The 14,776-nt window shown below is 72.6% G+C and carries 16 protein-coding genes and 1 pseudogene; 7 read left to right on the top strand and 10 right to left on the bottom strand.

What is annotated here, in order from left to right; translation table 11 throughout:
- Nucleotides 1-112: 112 nt before the first annotated feature.
- The 5 genes from M878_RS56055 to M878_RS56035 all read right to left on the bottom strand — a co-directional run bounded on the left by M878_RS56055 (nucleotide 113) and on the right by M878_RS56035 (nucleotide 5,078).
- Entirely contained in the window at nucleotides 113-907 is a 795-nt protein-coding gene (locus M878_RS56055; protein WP_031224263.1) for a COG4705 family protein, read from the bottom strand.
- Nucleotides 908-1,090: 183 nt separating this feature from the next.
- The gene (locus tag M878_RS56050; protein ID WP_023545264.1) at nucleotides 1,091-1,618 is read right to left on the bottom strand and encodes an NUDIX hydrolase family protein; all 528 of its coding nucleotides are present in this window, start codon (nucleotides 1,616-1,618) and stop codon (nucleotides 1,091-1,093) included.
- 16 nt (nucleotides 1,619-1,634) lie between these two features.
- Nucleotides 1,635-2,810 carry an amidohydrolase family protein gene (locus tag M878_RS56045; protein ID WP_023545263.1) on the bottom strand — a complete coding sequence of 392 codons (1,176 nt, stop codon included), beginning with the start codon at nucleotides 2,808-2,810 and terminating at the stop codon, nucleotides 1,635-1,637.
- 2 nt (nucleotides 2,811-2,812) lie between these two features.
- A complete protein-coding gene (locus M878_RS56040; RefSeq protein WP_023545262.1) occupies nucleotides 2,813-4,216 on the bottom strand; it encodes a type I glutamate--ammonia ligase in 1,404 nt (467 codons plus the stop codon).
- 52 nt (nucleotides 4,217-4,268) lie between these two features.
- A complete protein-coding gene (locus M878_RS56035; RefSeq protein ID WP_031224261.1) occupies nucleotides 4,269-5,078 on the bottom strand; it encodes an SAM-dependent methyltransferase in 810 nt (269 codons plus the stop codon).
- Between the two features lie 174 nt (nucleotides 5,079-5,252).
- Here M878_RS56035 and M878_RS56030 point away from each other — a divergent pair, with 174 nt between their 5' ends.
- Nucleotides 5,253-6,107 (top strand): Cof-type HAD-IIB family hydrolase, encoded by an 855-nt coding sequence (locus tag M878_RS56030; RefSeq protein ID WP_023545260.1) that lies wholly within the window; start codon nucleotides 5,253-5,255, stop codon nucleotides 6,105-6,107.
- A 283-nt stretch (nucleotides 6,108-6,390) separates the two neighbouring features.
- On the top strand, nucleotides 6,391-6,825 hold the full coding sequence (locus tag M878_RS93740) for a histidine kinase dimerization/phosphoacceptor domain-containing protein (protein WP_167345794.1): 435 nt from the start codon (nucleotides 6,391-6,393) through the stop codon (nucleotides 6,823-6,825).
- Here M878_RS93740 and M878_RS93735 read toward each other — a convergent pair.
- Nucleotides 6,815-6,949 (bottom strand): annotated as a pseudogene (locus M878_RS93735) (SAM-dependent methyltransferase); the annotation flags it as partial. The gene M878_RS93740 and the pseudogene M878_RS93735 sit on opposite strands and share 11 nt — an antisense overlap.
- A 142-nt stretch (nucleotides 6,950-7,091) precedes the next feature.
- Complete coding sequence (locus tag M878_RS56020; protein ID WP_023545258.1) at nucleotides 7,092-7,901, bottom strand: alpha/beta hydrolase; 810 nt, start codon at nucleotides 7,899-7,901, stop codon at nucleotides 7,092-7,094.
- A gap of 168 nt (nucleotides 7,902-8,069) precedes the next feature.
- Here M878_RS56020 and M878_RS56015 point away from each other — a divergent pair, with 168 nt between their 5' ends.
- The 3 genes from M878_RS56015 (at nucleotide 8,070) to M878_RS56005 (ending at nucleotide 11,719) form a co-directional block, all read left to right on the top strand.
- Nucleotides 8,070-9,257: a thiolase family protein gene (locus tag M878_RS56015; protein WP_023545257.1), complete on the top strand. Its 1,188-nt coding sequence runs from the start codon at nucleotides 8,070-8,072 to the stop codon at nucleotides 9,255-9,257.
- 89 nt (nucleotides 9,258-9,346) lie between these two features.
- Nucleotides 9,347-10,873, top strand: coding sequence for a long-chain-fatty-acid--CoA ligase (locus M878_RS56010; RefSeq protein ID WP_023545256.1), 1,527 nt, complete (start codon nucleotides 9,347-9,349; stop codon nucleotides 10,871-10,873).
- Nucleotides 10,874-10,945: 72 nt separating this feature from the next.
- A complete protein-coding gene (locus tag M878_RS56005) occupies nucleotides 10,946-11,719 on the top strand; it encodes a sulfite exporter TauE/SafE family protein (protein ID WP_023545255.1) in 774 nt (257 codons plus the stop codon).
- Here the strand turns inward: M878_RS56005 and M878_RS56000 are convergent.
- Entirely contained in the window at nucleotides 11,716-12,513 is a 798-nt protein-coding gene (locus M878_RS56000; RefSeq protein ID WP_023545254.1) for an HAD-IIA family hydrolase, read from the bottom strand. The genes M878_RS56005 and M878_RS56000 overlap by 4 nt on opposite strands.
- 61 nt (nucleotides 12,514-12,574) lie before the next feature.
- On the opposite strand from M878_RS56000, the gene M878_RS55995 reads away from it, so the two are divergent.
- A complete protein-coding gene (locus tag M878_RS55995; RefSeq protein ID WP_023545253.1) occupies nucleotides 12,575-13,321 on the top strand; it encodes a cobalt-precorrin-6A reductase in 747 nt (248 codons plus the stop codon).
- Between the two features lie 83 nt (nucleotides 13,322-13,404).
- On the opposite strand, the gene M878_RS55990 is transcribed toward M878_RS55995, so the two are convergent.
- Complete coding sequence (locus M878_RS55990) at nucleotides 13,405-13,605, bottom strand: hypothetical protein (protein WP_023545252.1); 201 nt, start codon at nucleotides 13,603-13,605, stop codon at nucleotides 13,405-13,407.
- Nucleotides 13,606-13,622: 17 nt separating this feature from the next.
- Between M878_RS55990 and M878_RS98815 the strand changes: the two genes are divergently transcribed.
- Nucleotides 13,623-13,796 carry a hypothetical protein gene (locus M878_RS98815; protein ID WP_023545251.1) on the top strand — a complete coding sequence of 58 codons (174 nt, stop codon included), beginning with the start codon at nucleotides 13,623-13,625 and terminating at the stop codon, nucleotides 13,794-13,796.
- On the opposite strand, the gene cobF is transcribed toward M878_RS98815, so the two are convergent.
- Nucleotides 13,790-14,563: a precorrin-6A synthase (deacetylating) gene (gene cobF, locus M878_RS55985; RefSeq protein ID WP_023545250.1), complete on the bottom strand. Its 774-nt coding sequence runs from the start codon at nucleotides 14,561-14,563 to the stop codon at nucleotides 13,790-13,792. The genes M878_RS98815 and cobF overlap by 7 nt on opposite strands.
- Nucleotides 14,564-14,776 lie beyond the last annotated feature (213 nt).

Genomic DNA, 14,776 nt, shown 5'->3' with positions numbered 1-14,776 from the left:
GCTCGCTGCTCGCTGCTCGCTGCTCGCAAAACGGTCATTGTATCAAGAGTGCCGTCTCTGCTGTCGGTTCCGCCCTTCCGGAAGGATCCTACCGGGGCCGAAACGACCGGAGTCAGCCGGCGGACTCGGTGTCCCGTCGCGACAGCGCCAGGAACGCCACGAACCCGACGATCGCCACCGTCCAGGACAGTGTCACCGGACCCAGGCCCCAGCCCAGGCCGTCGCGCTTGCTCACGGCCATCCAGTCGGCGAGGGACGCGCCGAGCGGGCGGGTGATGACATAGGCCGTCCAGAACGCGGTCACCGCGCCCAGCAGACGCATGCGGTGGGCGAGGGCGGGGACGCAGATCGCGACGGCGAACAGGACGGCCGAGCCCAGGTAGCCGAGGCCGATGGACGCGGTGAGGTCGCCCGCGGCGGTGCCCAGGGCGAACGTGGCGAGGACGGCCGCCCAGTAGAAGAACTCGCGGCGCCGGGTGCGGATGGAGTGGATGGACAGGGTGCGCTCGCTCGCGTACCAGAGGGCGAAGACGGCCGCGAGGGTGATGAGGAACAGGGGGGTGGACAGGGTGTACGGGACGTCGAGGCCCACGTGCAGCACGTCTGCTGCCATGGTGCCGAACACGCTGACCATGACGATCGCCGTCCAGTAGATCCAGGCCACGTACCGGCGGACGGCGAACTGGAGCACCAGCGACGCGGCGAAGGCGAGACCGCCGAGGCCGACCGCGGGGACGTTGCCCAGCACATGGGCCAGGAAGTCGGAGGCGGTCTCGCCCATACCGGTGGTGAGGACTTTGATGATCCAGAAGTAGACGGTCACCTCCGGCACCTTGTTCGCGCTCTCGCGTATGCGCGCGCGGGCGCTCGCGCGGGGCCGGTCGTCCAGGACGTGCTCTGTGCTCATGATCCGCACCCTCGCACGCGCAACTGCTGTTTCCCCAGACCTCTTTGCCGTTGTTTTGGGGCTTCTGGTGCAGCTGTTGCCACGGCGCGCCGCGAGCCTGAACGCAACCTGAACACCTCGGTGAAAACCCTGGTCGGCGGCCTGACCGGGCTGATAGACAGGCCGGTCAGGCCACCACCGGCGTCAGTACCCCAGACCCACGTGTGCCAGCGCCTGCTTCAGCAGTACACCGTGGCCGCCCGGCATCTCGCTCTGGACGGCCGGGGAGGCGGCCTCCTGGGGGCTGAACCAGACGAGGTCGAGCGCGTCCTGGCGGGGGCGGCAGTCGCCGGTGACCGGGACGACGTAGGCGAGGGAGACCGCGTGCTGGCGCGGGTCGTGGTACGGCGTGATGCCCGCCGTCGGGAAGTACTCCGCGACGGTGAAGGGCTGCAGCGAGGTGGGGATGCGGGGGAGCGCCACCGGGCCCAGGTCCTTCTCCAGGTGGCGCAGCAGGGCGTCGCGGACCCGTTCGTGGTGCAGGACGCGGCCGGAGACCAGGGTCCGGCTGACCGTCCCGTCCGGGCCGATCCGCAGCAGCAGTCCGATGCTGGTGACTTCCCCGCTGTCGTCCACGCGCACGGGGACAGCCTCGACGTACAGGATCGGCATCCGGGCCCTGGCTGATTCCAGCTCGTCCGTGGACAGCCAGCCGGGCGTCGTCTCGGTCATGTCAGACATTGCTTGATCATACTTTCCGGGTGGGGCGCCCGCCGGGATCGCGGGCCGGGGCGGATACGAGGGGTCCGTACAGGCGTCGGGCGTTGTCGCGGCCGGTCCAGGCCGCGATCCGCAGGGCGTCGCGCAGGCTCAACTCATCGGCGTCGACGCGGTCTTGGAGCAGATCGGCGAGCCCCTGCCGGAAGCACAGGGCACCGAGGTGATGGAATTCGGCCACTCCGTAGGCGTCGGAGCTGTACAGCATCTTGCGGAACGGGGTGACCTCCAGCGCCTCCTCCAGCACGGCCCGGCAGCGGGCCGGGCCTGTGTGGTGCAGGGCGAGGCCCACGTCCAGGTACACCTGCTCGAACACCGCGGCCAGCTGCGCGGCCTGGCGGTGGTACGGCCAGCAGTGCAGCAGGAGGACCGGGACCGTGCCGGAGGTCAGCCGCAGCCAGTCGGTCAGCAGGGCCGGGTCGGCGAGGTGCAGCCGCAGGTCGGCGTCCCCGAAACCGGTGTGCAGCTGCAGGGGCAAGCCGAGGCCCACGGCGGTCCACAGCAGGTGCCGTATCAGGACCGGGTCGGCCAGGCGGCCGCCGGCAGCGAGCCACTGCCGGGCGGCCTCGGTCACCTCCGCGTCCGCCGGGCGTGTCGGGTCCAGGGCGAAGCCGGTGCGATAGGCGGCCACCGACTTCACCGCCACCACACCCGGCCGGCGTACGGCCTCCTCGGCGGCCGTCCGGAACGCCGCCGCGTACGCGTCCGGCTCGACGCCCCGCGCGGCCACCGCCTCGGCCACCTGCTCCAGGCGTACGACCTCACAGGCCACCGCCCCGGAAGCCGCCGCCAGTTCGGCGGGGGAGGTGAGCGGATGCGCGGTGTAGCCGGTGTCGACGAAGAACGCCGCGGCTCCGGCGGCGGTCAGGAAGCGGCGGTTGACGTCCTGCCAGCCCAGCGCCGAGCGGCGCGCCACGTAGTCGGCCGGGGGCGCGTGCCGGGGGAGGTCCAGCAGGGGCGCGCAGTGGCGGCGTACGGCCACGCCGACCGGGCTGTCGAAGGGCGACACGCCGGGCCAGGCCTCGCCCTCGGTGAGCAGCGAGGCGAACTCATCGGGCGCGAGGTCGGCCGTCACCGCGCCGTGGCAGTGGTGGTCCACCAACTCCAGCTCGGCGAGAGCCTCGTGGACCGGTCCCGGCGTGGCCATGGTCAGTACACCCAGCGGTAGGCCGCCGCCACCTGCGCGTCGTCCAGCCCCTCGACGGCCGCCGCCTCGCCGAGCCGTACGGCGGTCACCGCGTCCGCGAGAACCGGGCCCAGCGCGGCCCGCAGCACCTCGTCCGCCCGGAACTCCTCGACGGACTGCGGCAGCGACCGCGGCAGCCGCCGTACGCCGCGGGTCGCCGCCTCGTCCTCGCCGTACCGGGCCGGGTCGCCGGTGATCTCCTCCGGGAGGGCGCGGGAGGAGGCGAGGCCGTCGAGGCCGGCGGCGATGACACAGCCGAGGGCGAGATAGGGGTTGGCGGCCAGGTCGACCGGTTTCACCTCCAGGTTGGCGTCCTGCGCTTGGCGGCCCGCTGTGCCCGTGACCAGCCGCAGTCCGGCCTCGCGGGTCTCCCGGCCCCAGCCGGTGAACACCCCCGCCCACTGCGAGGGTTTGAGCCGCAGATAGCTGGCGGGGCTCGGCGCGGTCACCGCCGTCAGCGCGGGCAGCCGGGCCAGGATCCCGGCCGCGAAGGACTCCGCCTCGGGCGTCATGCCGTACCGGCGCTCACCGCCCGCGTGCAGATTCGTATCGCCACGCCAGCAGGACAGGTGCAGATGGCCGCCGTTGCCCACGCCTTCGGCGAACACCGCGGGCGCGAACGACACCCGCAGGCCGTGCCGCTGCGCGACCGCGCGGATCGTCTGCCGGACCAGCACACTGCGGTCGGCCGCCGCCACCGGGTCCACCGCGCCCGCCGAGACCTCGAACTGCCCGGCCGCGTACTCGGGATGCAGCTGGTCGACGGGCACATCCTGCGCGGCGAACGCGGCCAGCAGATCGGCGGCGTAGTCGCTCAGCTCGACCTGCCGGGTCGCGCCGTACGCCGGTCCGGACACCGCCGGTACGAACTCCCCGGCCGGCGCCGAGCCGAGCCCGACCGCCCACTCGACCTCGATCGCTGCCTTGAAAGCGAGGCCGTGGCGCTGCGCCGCCTCGGTGACGGTCCGGCGCAGAAAGGTTCTGGCACAGCCGGGGTGCCGGGCGCCCTCCTGGGTGATCCGGTCCACCGGCGCCCACGCCCAGCCGGGCTGCCCGGCCAGCGTCACCAGCTGAGCCAGATCCGGATAGAGCCGCAGGTCACCGTCGGGGGAGCCGAGGACGTCGGTGGTGACGATCGAGTCGCCGGCCAGGAAGGTGTCGAACACCGGGGACATGCCGACGCCCCATGACACGGCTGCCTCCAGCCGGGCCGTCGGGATCGTCTTCACCCGGCAGACACCCGCGGTGTCCACATAGGCGAGCACGATCCCGCGCACGCCCCGCGCGGCCAGGTCGGCCGTGAGCCCGGCGACCCGGCGCAGATCCTCCGGACGCCCGCCGGGCACGGGGTCGGCAAGGGTGGCCATACGTCCTCCTCGGCTTCACTCCTCCTCGGCGGGTCCGCGCGGTGCCGGCACGTCAGGGTTTCACGGCCACCGCGCCGTACTGCGGCACCACGGCGGCCGCCGATCCGGCGCGCCACTGCGAGCAGGGCACCAGACCCGGCTCGATCAGCTCCAGACCGTCGAGGAAGCCGGCGATCTCCGTGCGGCTGCGGGCGGTGATCGGCGGGGTGGCGTTGGCGTTCCAGAACTCCATCGCGGCCACATTGCCCTCGCCGCCCACGTCGGCGTCGTAGGTCGGGTGGGTGAGGACGAGATGGCTGCCCGAGGGCAGCGCCGCCATCAGCCGCCGCACGATGTCCCCGGCCTCGGCGGTGTCCAGGACGAAGTTCAGGATGCCCAGCATCATCAGCGCCACCGGCCGGGTCAGGTCCAGCGTCTCGGCGGCGCTCTCCAGGATCGTGTCCGGGTCGTGCACATCGGCGTCGACGTAGTCCGTGACACCCTCCGGGGAGCTGGTGAGCAGCGAGCGGGCGTGCACCAGCACGATCGGGTCGTTGTCGACGTAGACGATCCGGGACTCGGGGGCGATCCGCTGCGCGATCTCGTGGGTGTTCTCCACGGTCGGCAGGCCGGTGCCGATGTCCAGGAACTGCCGTATCCCGCGCTCGGCGGCCAGGAACCGCACCGCCCGGGCCAGGAACTCCCGGTCCGCTCGGGCCACCGCCCGGATCACCGGGAACATCCCCGCGACGTGTTCGCCGACCCGCTGGTCGACCTCGTAGTTGTCCTTGCCGCCGATCCAGTAGTTCCACACCCGGGCGTTGTGCGCCACGGAGGTGTTCAGTTTCGCCGGTCCGGCCGCCGGGGAGTCGCCCTCGGTCACGTCGCCGCCCTTCTCCGGTTGCGGTCCTCCGCCGTCATTGTGCCGCCCGTTGATCGCGCTGTCCCGGGAAACGCGCACCGTGGGCGGTTCGGGGCGGCTCCGGGACACCTCGCCGCACGCCTCGGCGCATAAGGAACACTGGACCGGTACGCCGTCCCCGGCCGGAAGCAGGACATGCCCGCCACGCCCACGCCCCTCCTGGACCTCCCCGGCCTGCCCGCCGGCCCCGCCGACATCCGGCTGATCGTCACCGACATGGACGGCACCCTGCTGGACGACAGCAAGCGGATCCCCGACGGGCTGTGGCCGATGCTCGCCGAACTGCGCCGGCGCGGGGTGCTGTTCAGCCCGGCGAGCGGCCGCCAGTACGCCACGCTGGCCCGGCAGTTCGCGGACGTCGCCGATGGCATGGTGTTCATCGCGGAGAACGGCACGTACGTGGTCCGCGACGGCGTGGAGCTGAGCTCCGACATACTCGAACCGTCCGTGGCCGGCGGGATAGCCCGTACGGTACGACGGCTGGTCGCGGGCGGCGTGGACGCCGGCGCCGTGGTGTGCGGCAAGCGGTCGGCGTACGTCGAGCGGACCGACGAGGCGTTCCTGGCGGAGGTGCGCAAGTACTACGTCGAGCACCGGGTCGTCGAGGACGTCACCGCCGTCGACGACGACGTGATCAAGGTCGCGCTGTTCGACTTCGGGCCCGCCGAGCACTCCACCGCCCCAGCCCTCGCACCCTTCGCCGCCACCCACCAGGTCGTCGTCTCCGGCGAGCACTGGGTGGACGTCATGAACCGCACCGCCAACAAGGGCACCGCCCTGCGCGGCCTGCAGCGGGCACTCGGCATCACTCCGGCGCAGACGATGGTCTTCGGCGACTACCTCAACGACCTGGAGATGCTCGACGCCGCCGAATGGTCCTTCGCCATGGCGAACGCCCATCCCGAGGTCGTCCGCCGCGCCCGTCATCTCGCCCCGTCCAACAACGAGAACGGCGTACTGCGGACCATCTCCCGCGTCCTCGGCCTGTGACTCACCGGTCGGGGCGGGAGCTGGTTCCCCGACGTCCTCTCCACCGGAAGCGGGGGACGCGATGTGTGCCCGGTGACCATCGTGCCGGCCGTCGCCCTCGCGCCCGTGCTGTGGCCGGCCGCCCGGCGGCCGTCGTGGCTCGGCCCGGAGCTCCGCACCGCCGTACCCACGCTGCTCGCCCGCCGGTCCGTCCGCTCCCTTCGGGCCCGGCGAGGTCCTCGCCCTGCTGTGCCTGGGGTTCGTCGCCGTACGGCACCGCCCGGCCGCGCTGGGCGGCTCGCGGATGGCCCGGCCCGTGCCGGACGACACGTTCGGCCTCATCGCGGTCGGGCTGTTCCTGATCGGTGTCGTCGCGGGGCTCGCGGGCTGTCTGCGCTCGCTGGACCACCGGCGCGCGGTCGCCGTCGGTGAGACCCGTCGCGCCGAGCGCCCGGCCATCGCCGCCGACCTGGACGACGTCGTCGCCCACCATGTCACCGGGATCCTGGTGCAGACGCAGGCGGCCCGCCTGACGGCGGCCGACCGGCCCGGGGACCTGGCCCCCGTCCTCGCCGCTATCGAGCGGGCGGCGACCGAGGCGCCGGCGTCGATGCGCCGCGCGGCGGGTGTACTGCGCGCTGGGTGTACTGCGCGACACCGGACCCGGAGCCGATGCCGTCGCCGATCACCGGCCGGTCGGCGATCTCGCGGCCGTCGCCGAACCGGCCGACCGCCATGATCCGGCGGCCCAGCTCCTCGTCGACCGGGTAGTTGTCCTTGCCGCCGAGGAACCAGTCGTACACCCGGGCCGGATGCGGCCTGGTGGTGTCGATGGGCGGTGCGGTCGGCTCGGTCCCCGTCACGTGCTGCTCCTCCGCCCGGCCGGTCCCGGCGCCGTCACGCCGGGTAGTGCGGGCAGCAGTCCGACACGATCATGCCGCGTGGCGCAGGGCGCGTGCTTCGGGCCTCAACACGGCCGCCGGGAACGCCGGTTGGCGGTGCCGGTCAGCGGAGCAGCGTACGGTCCAGGAAGCGGACCACCTCCGCGAAGGCCTCCTTCTTGTCCGTCTCGTGGAACACTTCGTGCCGCGCCCCGGCGAAGATCCGCTCGGTCAGCCGGCCGCCGGCCAGCCGCTCCACGCCGACCCGGCTGCCGGGCAGCGGCACCAGCCGGTCGTCGTCCCCGTGCAGCCACAGCAACGGCAGCGATCCGACGTCACCGCCCTGGGCGACGGTCTCCAGGGTCCGTGCGAACGCCTCCACCGTCGGCCGCTTCATCGGCCCGTGCCACACCAGCGGATCGGCGGCGTAGGCGGCGCCGACGGCCGGGTCCCGGGAGAGCGCGGCCGGGCTGACCGGCGTGTCCGGGATCTCCGGAAGGGCCAGCAGCCGCCCCGGCAGCTCCCAGGCTCCGATCACCGGCCCGGACAGGATCAGCGCGCTCAGCTCTTCGCCGTACCGCTGGGCGTAGCGGGCCGAGATCAGTCCGCCCATGGAGTGACCGAGCAGGACCAGAGGCGGGCCGGGGTGTGCGGACCGGGCCAGCTCCGCCACGCCGTGCACGTCGGTGACCACGTCCTCGAAGTCCTCGATCAGCGCCCGCTCCCCGGCCGACCTGCCGTGCCCGACATGGTCCGGCCCGTACACGGCCGCCCCGTGCCCGGTGAGGACGGCGGCCAGCTCGTCGTACCGGCCCGCGTGCTCGCCGTACCCGTGCACCATCAGGGCGAGGTACCTCGGTGCCGGGTGCGGCCACTCGCGTACGGCGATCGGGCCGTGGGTGCCGTCGAGGGTGTGCTCGCGGACGTGGGGCATGTCTCCTCCGGCTGACTCGGCGTGGCTCCGGGGGGATCTTCCCAGTGGGCCGGTCCGGGGTCTATAGTCCAAAACTAGCAGTGCTAATTAAGTGTCCCGTGTGGTCCGCTGATCGACAACGTCGTGGATCAAGCGTCGCGGATCAGTCGTAGGTCAGGAGTCGAAGCCGTGCGTCCCGTCCACTTCGCGGCCGCCCGCCGCACCCCCATCGGCAAGCTGCGCGGAGCCCTGTCCTCCGTCCGTCCCGACGATCTGGCCGCCGGCGTCATCCGCCAGCTGGTGGCCGAGGTGCCCGGCCTCGACCCGGCCCGGATCGACGACGTCTACTGGGGCGCGGCCAACCAGGCCGGCGAGGACAACCGCAACGTCGCCCGTATGGCCGCCCTGCTCGCCGGCCTGCCCGACTCCGTGCCCGGCGCCACCGTCAACCGGCTGTGCGCCTCCGGCCTCGAAGCGGTCACCACCGCCGCCCGCACCGTCGCCGCCGGTGAAGCCGACATCGTGATCGCGGGCGGCTCCGAGTCCATGAGCCGCGCCCCCTTCGTGCTGCCCCGCCCCGACGAGGCCCTGCCGCAGCGCATCGAGACCTACGACACCCGTCTCGGCTGGCGCCTGGTCAACCCGGCGATGACGGAGCTGCACGGCCTGCTGTCCATGGGCGAGACCGCCGAGGAGGTCGCCGGGCGGTACGGCATCTCCCGGGAGCGCCAGGACGAGTTCGCCCTGCGCAGCCACCGACTGGCCGCCGCCGCGCGCAAGAACGGGCACTTCGACGACGAACTCCTCCCCGTGGAGCGCCCGGACGGCATCACGGTCGAGCAGGACGAGTGTGTCCGCGAGGACACCTCACTGGAGAAGCTGTCACGGTTGAAGCCGGTCTTCCGGCGGGGCGGTACGGTCACTGCGGGCAACGCCTCGCCGATGAACGACGGCGCGGCCGGACTGCTGCTGGTCAGCGAGGAAGCCCTGAACGAGCTGGGCCTTGAGTCCCTGGGCCGCTATGTCGCGGGCGCCTCCGCCGGGGTCCACCCCGACGTCATGGGCATCGGACCGGTCCCCGCCACCCGCAAGGCGCTGGCCCGGGCCGGCTGGGACATCGCCGACCTGCAGGAGGCCGAGTTCAACGAGGCGTTCGCCGCGCAGGCACTCGCCTGCGTCGACGCACTCGGCATCGACCCGGACCTGGTGAACCCCACCGGCGGCGCCATCGCCCTCGGCCATCCCCTCGGCTGCTCGGGCGCCCGCATCCTGACGACCCTGCTGCACCGGATGCGGCGCACGGGCGCCGAGCGGGGTCTGGCGACCATGTGCGTGGGGGTGGGACAGGGGAGCGCGGTGCTGGTGGAGAGGCACTGACACAACGCCGATGGGGCTTCCCGCGAGGGAGAACGGGGGCTTCCCGTGAGGGAATTCGACACACGAGCCGCAGCAAGGAGTACTGGTCCATGGCAACCCTGTCCGTAGCCGCCATCCTCGCCGAGAACGCCCGGCGCCGTCCCGGCAAGACCGCGCTGGTCGAGGGCGAGCTGCGGCTGACCTTCGGCGAGGTCTGGCGGCGGGCCCTGGCCCGGGCGGGCGCGCTCAGCGGCCTCGGCGTACGGCCGGGCGACCGGGTCGCCCTCATGGCGCCCAACACCGCCGAGTTCCCCGTCGCGTACTTCGCCGTCGCCGCGGCCGGCGGAGTCGTCGTCCCCGTGCATCTGCTGCTGTCAGCCGGTGAGGTCGAGCATGTGCTGAAGGACAGCGGGGCGACGCTGCTGCTCGTGCACCCCGCCCAGGCCGAGACCGGGCGGGCAGCCGCCGAGGCCCTCGGGATCCAAGTGGTCACCTTGGGCGAGGAGTTCACCGAGCTCGCCGCGGGCGCCGAGCCGCTGCCGTCGTACGTCACCCGTGGCGCCGACGACCCGGCGGTGATCTTCTACACGAGCGGCACCACCGGCGTGCCGAAGGGCGCGGTCCTCAGCCACTTCAACATCGTGATGAACGCGACAGTCAACGCCTTCGACGCCAACGACATCCGCGCCGACGACATCGCTCTCGGCGCGCTGCCGCTCTTCCACGCCTTCGGCCAGACGGTGTCGCTCAACTCCACCTGGCGGGCGGGCGCCACGCTCGTGCTGCTGCCCCGCTTCGACGCGGCCCGCGCCATCGAGCTGATGGTGAAGGAGGGAGTGAACACCTTCCACGGCGTGCCGACCATGTACGTCGCCCTCGCGGCCGCGGCGCCGCAGGCAGCCACGCTGCCCGACCTGCGCGTGTGCGTCTCGGGAGGGGCTTCGCTTCCGGTGGCCGTACTGGAACGGTTCGAGGAGGCGTTCGGGGCGAAGGTCTACGAGGGCTACGGGCTGTCGGAGACCTCGCCGACCGCCACCGTCAACCAGCCGCTGTTCGGCACGAAGCCCGGCACCATCGGCCACCCGCTGTGGGGTGTCGACGTGGAGATCGCCCGCGCCGAGGCGGAGAGCCGTATCGAGCTGCTGCCGCCCGGCGAGCTGGGCGAGGTCGTCATCCGCGGCCACAACGTCTTCTCCGGCTACCTCGGCCGGCCCGAGGCCACCGCCGAGGCCCTCGTCGACGGCTGGTTCCGCACCGGCGACCTCGGCACCAAGGACGACGACGGTTTCCTCAGGATCGTCGACCGCAAGAAGGACGTCATCATCCGCGGCGGCTACAACGTGTACCCGAGGGAGATCGAGGAGGTCCTGCTGCGCCACCCCTCGATCGCCCAGGTCGCGGTCATCGGCCTGCCCGACGAGCTGCACGGCGAGGAGGTCTGCGCCGTCGTCGTACCGGCATCCGGTACAGCCCCCGACGCCGCCGCGATCACCGAGTGGTCCAAGGGACACCTGGGCCGGCACAAGTACCCGCGGCGCGTGGAGTTCGCGGACGCGCTGCCGCTGGGCCCCAGCATGAAGGTGCTGAAGCGGGAACTCCGGGCGAAGTACGTGGAGAAGCGGGCGGATCCGGCATAGCCGTCGGCAGGGGTCACCTGGCGAGACGGTCCTTACGCCGGAGGGTTGTCAGGACATAGCATCGGTCCCCGCATGAACACGATGACGCTCTGGCACATATCCGGCTGGGAGTTCGCCGCGCTCGCCTTCGCGGCCCTGCTCGTCGGCTTCTCCAAGACCGCGGTGAGCGGGGCCAACACGGTGAGTCTCGCGATCTTCGCGGCCGTCCTTCCGGCCCGCGCCTCCACCGGCGTGCTGCTGCCCGTCCTGATCGCCGGCGACGTGCTCGCCGTCCTCACCTACCGGCGGCACGCCCACTGGCCCACCCTGTGGCGGCTGTTCCCGGCCGTCGCGGCGGGTGTCGTGGTGGGCACGCTCTTCCTGATGTGGGCCGACGACGGGATCGTACGGACCTCGATCGGCGCGATCCTGCTGCTGATGGCCGGAGTCACGGTGTGGCGGCGGCGCAGAGCCGACACCGAGGACGCGCCGGACTCGGTCACCACCCGGGCTGGCCGCGCCAAGGCCCGCTCGTACGGCGTGCTCGGCGGTTTCACCACGATGGTCGCCAACGCGGGCGGCCCGGTGATGTCGATGTACCTGCTCTCCGCCGGCTTCCGGAAGCTGGGCTTCCTCGGCACCTCCGCTTTCTTCTTCCTGATCGTGAACCTGTCCAAGGTGCCGTTCAGCGCGGGCCTCGGCCTGATCGACGGACGCTCGCTGCTCCTGGACGCGGCCCTCGCGGTGTTTGTCGCGCCTGGAGCGTTGTTCGGCAAATGGGCTGTGCACAGGATCAACCAGCGGCTCTTCGAACAACTCGTGATCGCGGCGACGATCGTGGGCGGAGCGCAGTTGCTGCTGCGCTAGTCCGCGGGTGACGACAGCCCCAGCAGCGCCGGGAGGTCCGCGAACGAGTCCAGCACGTGATCGGGGGTGCCGCTCGCCCCGTCCAGCGTCTCCTGCTGGAACTTTCCCGTCCGCACCAGCACCCCGGTCAGCCCGGCCCGTTGCGCCGCCAGCACGTCCGACTCCACGTCGTCGCCCACCATCAGCGCCTGCTCCGGGCCCACCCCCAGCCGGGCCAGCGCCGCTGCGAAGAAGGCTCGGGACGGCTTGCCCGTGACCTCGGCCTCGACCCGCGCCGCCCGCTCCAGCCCGAGCAGAAACGCACCCGTGTCCAGGCGCAGCCCGGCGTCGGTGCGCCAGTACAGATTGCGGTGCATGGCGATCAACCGCGCGCCCCGCTGGAGCCAGCCGAACGCCCGGTCGAGCGCCGCGTAGTCGAACTCCGGCCCGGCGCCGCCGAACACGACCACCTCCGGATCGTCCTCGACCAGGGTGACCTCGCCGAGATCCGCCGCGATGTCTCCGCTGTTGAGCAGCGCGCAACGGGCGCCCGGGAAGTGCTCGGCCAGATGGGCGGCGGTGGCGGAGGGCGCGGTGAGGACGTCCTCGGCGTCCACGCCGAAACCCGCGGCGCCCAGCGTCTCGGCGATCGACGCCCGGGTCCGGGACGTCGTGTTGGTCACCAGTACCACGCCGAGCCCGGCCGCGCGGATCCGGCGCAGTGCCGCCACGGCACCCGGCAGGGGCTGCCAGGAGACGGTGAGGACACCGTCGATGTCGATCAGGACGGCACGCACGGATTCCGAGACCTCCATGACATCGACCGTAGCGACCCGGACACCGGACCGTCCCGTACGACCTCGTAGGCTCACCCCTATGCCCGCGCACGTCCTGATCCTCGGCGGCACCACCGAGGCCCGCCGCCTCGCCACCGGCCTGGCCGCCCGGCCCGGGATCCGGGTCACCACGTCCTTGGCCGGGCGGGTCGCGCGGCCGGGAGCGGTGGCGGGCGAGGTGCGGATCGGCGGCTTCGGCGGCGCGGAGGGGCTGGCCGACTGGTTGCGCACCCACCAGGTGGACGCGCTGGTCGACGCCACCCACCCCTTCGCCGAGGCGATCACGGCGCATGCCGCTCACGCGGCGGCGGCCACCGGAGTGCCGGCGGTGGTACTGCGCCGCCCCGGCTGGCGGCCGGGTCCCGGCGACCGCTGGCACGACGTCCCGTCCCTGGCCGAGGCCGCCGAGACGCTGCCCGCTGTCGGCCACCGGGTGTTCCTCAGCACCGGGCGCTTGGGCCTGGCCACCTTCGCCCATCTGACCGACCTGCACTTCGTGGTCCGCTCGGTGGAGCCCCCCGAGCCGCCGCTGCCGCCGCACACCGAACTGGTCCTGGCGCGCGGCCCGTTCACCGTCGCCGCCGAGACGGAACTGCTGCGCACACACCGCATCGAGGTGCTGGTGACCAAGGACAGCGGCGGTGAGGCCACGGCCGCAAAACTGACCGCCGCGCGGGAACTCGGGCTGCCCGTCGTCGTCGTACGCCGCCCTCCACTGCCGCCCGGTGTGACGGCGGTGCCTGACGTGGCGGGGGTGCTGGAGCGACTCGGCCTCAGCCCGGCGTGAGGACGGACGGGGGGAAGCGGACGTGGCTCTGAGTACGACCCTGAGTACGAACGGCGCGCCCCGCACCCGGCTCACCCGGTTTCCTACGCGGCGCTCGGCCCCGGCTCCGCTGAAGTGGCCCGCTGGCCCAGGCCGTTGCTGAGGTCCTCCACCAGGAGGCGCTTGGCGACCGAGTCGACGGCCGCGCCGAGGTCGGGCCCCGCCGGCCGGCCGATGTCCCGCTGCACCCGGCTCATCAGCCAGGTGTCCCACGCCGTGCCGATCAGCTCGGCCGTGCCCTGCACCGCCGGACGAGCCGGTGATGAACACGATCGCCGAGGCCTGGAAGACCACCTCGCGGCCGAAACCGGTCGCCGAACCTGCCGACCAGCGCGGTCGCGACGGTCTCCGCGAGCGGATACGAGGTGACCACCCAGGACATGTGCGCCGCGCCGGCGGTGCGGCGGCGGGCCGCCCGAGTGCCACCCCCTACTGATCCCCGGGATTTCTGCGCAGCAGATACGTGTCCATGATCCAGCCCTTGCGCTCGCGGGCCTCGGCCCGCACCCGCTCGATGCGCGGACCGGCCTCGGCGATCGGGCCGGAGACCAGGATCTCGTCCGGGGTGCCGAGGTACGCGCCCCAGTAGATGTCGATGTCGTCCCCCGCGTACTGCCGGAACGTCTGGTGCGCGTCCAGCATCACGACCACGTCGTCCACGCCCTCGGGGAAGCCCTCGGCCAGCCGCCGCCCGGTGGTGATCTGCACCGGCCGGGCCACCCGGTTCAGGCCCGTGCGATGCCGGGCGACCAGCGTGGAGACGCTGCTGACGCCAGGTATGACGTCGTACTCGAACGCCACCGTGCCGCGCGCCAGCACCTCCTCCAGAATCCCGAGCGTGCTGTCGTACAACGCGGGATCGCCCCACACCAGGAAGGCGCCGGTGCCGTCCTCGCCCAGCTCCTCGGCGATCAGCCGCTCGTAGATCCCGGCGCGGGCGCTGCGCCAGTCCTCCACGGCCGGGGAGTACGCCGGCCCGCCCGCCTTGCGGTCCCGCTCCGGATCACGGGCCTCCACCACTCGGTACGACCCCTCGGGCAGATGCGCGTCCACCATGTCCCGGCGGAGCTGCGTGAGATCGCTTTTCACCTCGCCCTTGTCGAGCAGGAAGAACACGTCCGTGCTCCGCAGCGCCCGGACGGCCTGCAGGGTCAGCTGCTCGGGGTCGCCCGCGCCGATACCGATGACATGAATCTTTCGCACACCCCGAGTCTGCCGCATGCCACTGGCACCGCGTCCATCGCCTCTACAGACGGCAGGTTGTGGTCGGTTCAGGCCCCGCGTCCGCCGAGCCGAGGCGCCTCGGTGCGTGCGTCCACCGGGCCGGAGCCGTCCGCCACCCGGTCCGCCAGCTCCCGCGCCCAGCGGGAGAGCCCCGGCAGGTCCATCCCGTGCGGGCGGTCCGCGTCCCGTGCC

This window comes from Streptomyces roseochromogenus subsp. oscitans DS 12.976, from assembly GCF_000497445.1.
GTDB lineage: Bacteria > Actinomycetota > Actinomycetes > Streptomycetales > Streptomycetaceae > Streptomyces > Streptomyces oscitans.
The sequence above is the reverse complement of the archived record's forward strand: the minus strand, read 5'-3'. Positions and strand labels throughout refer to the sequence as shown.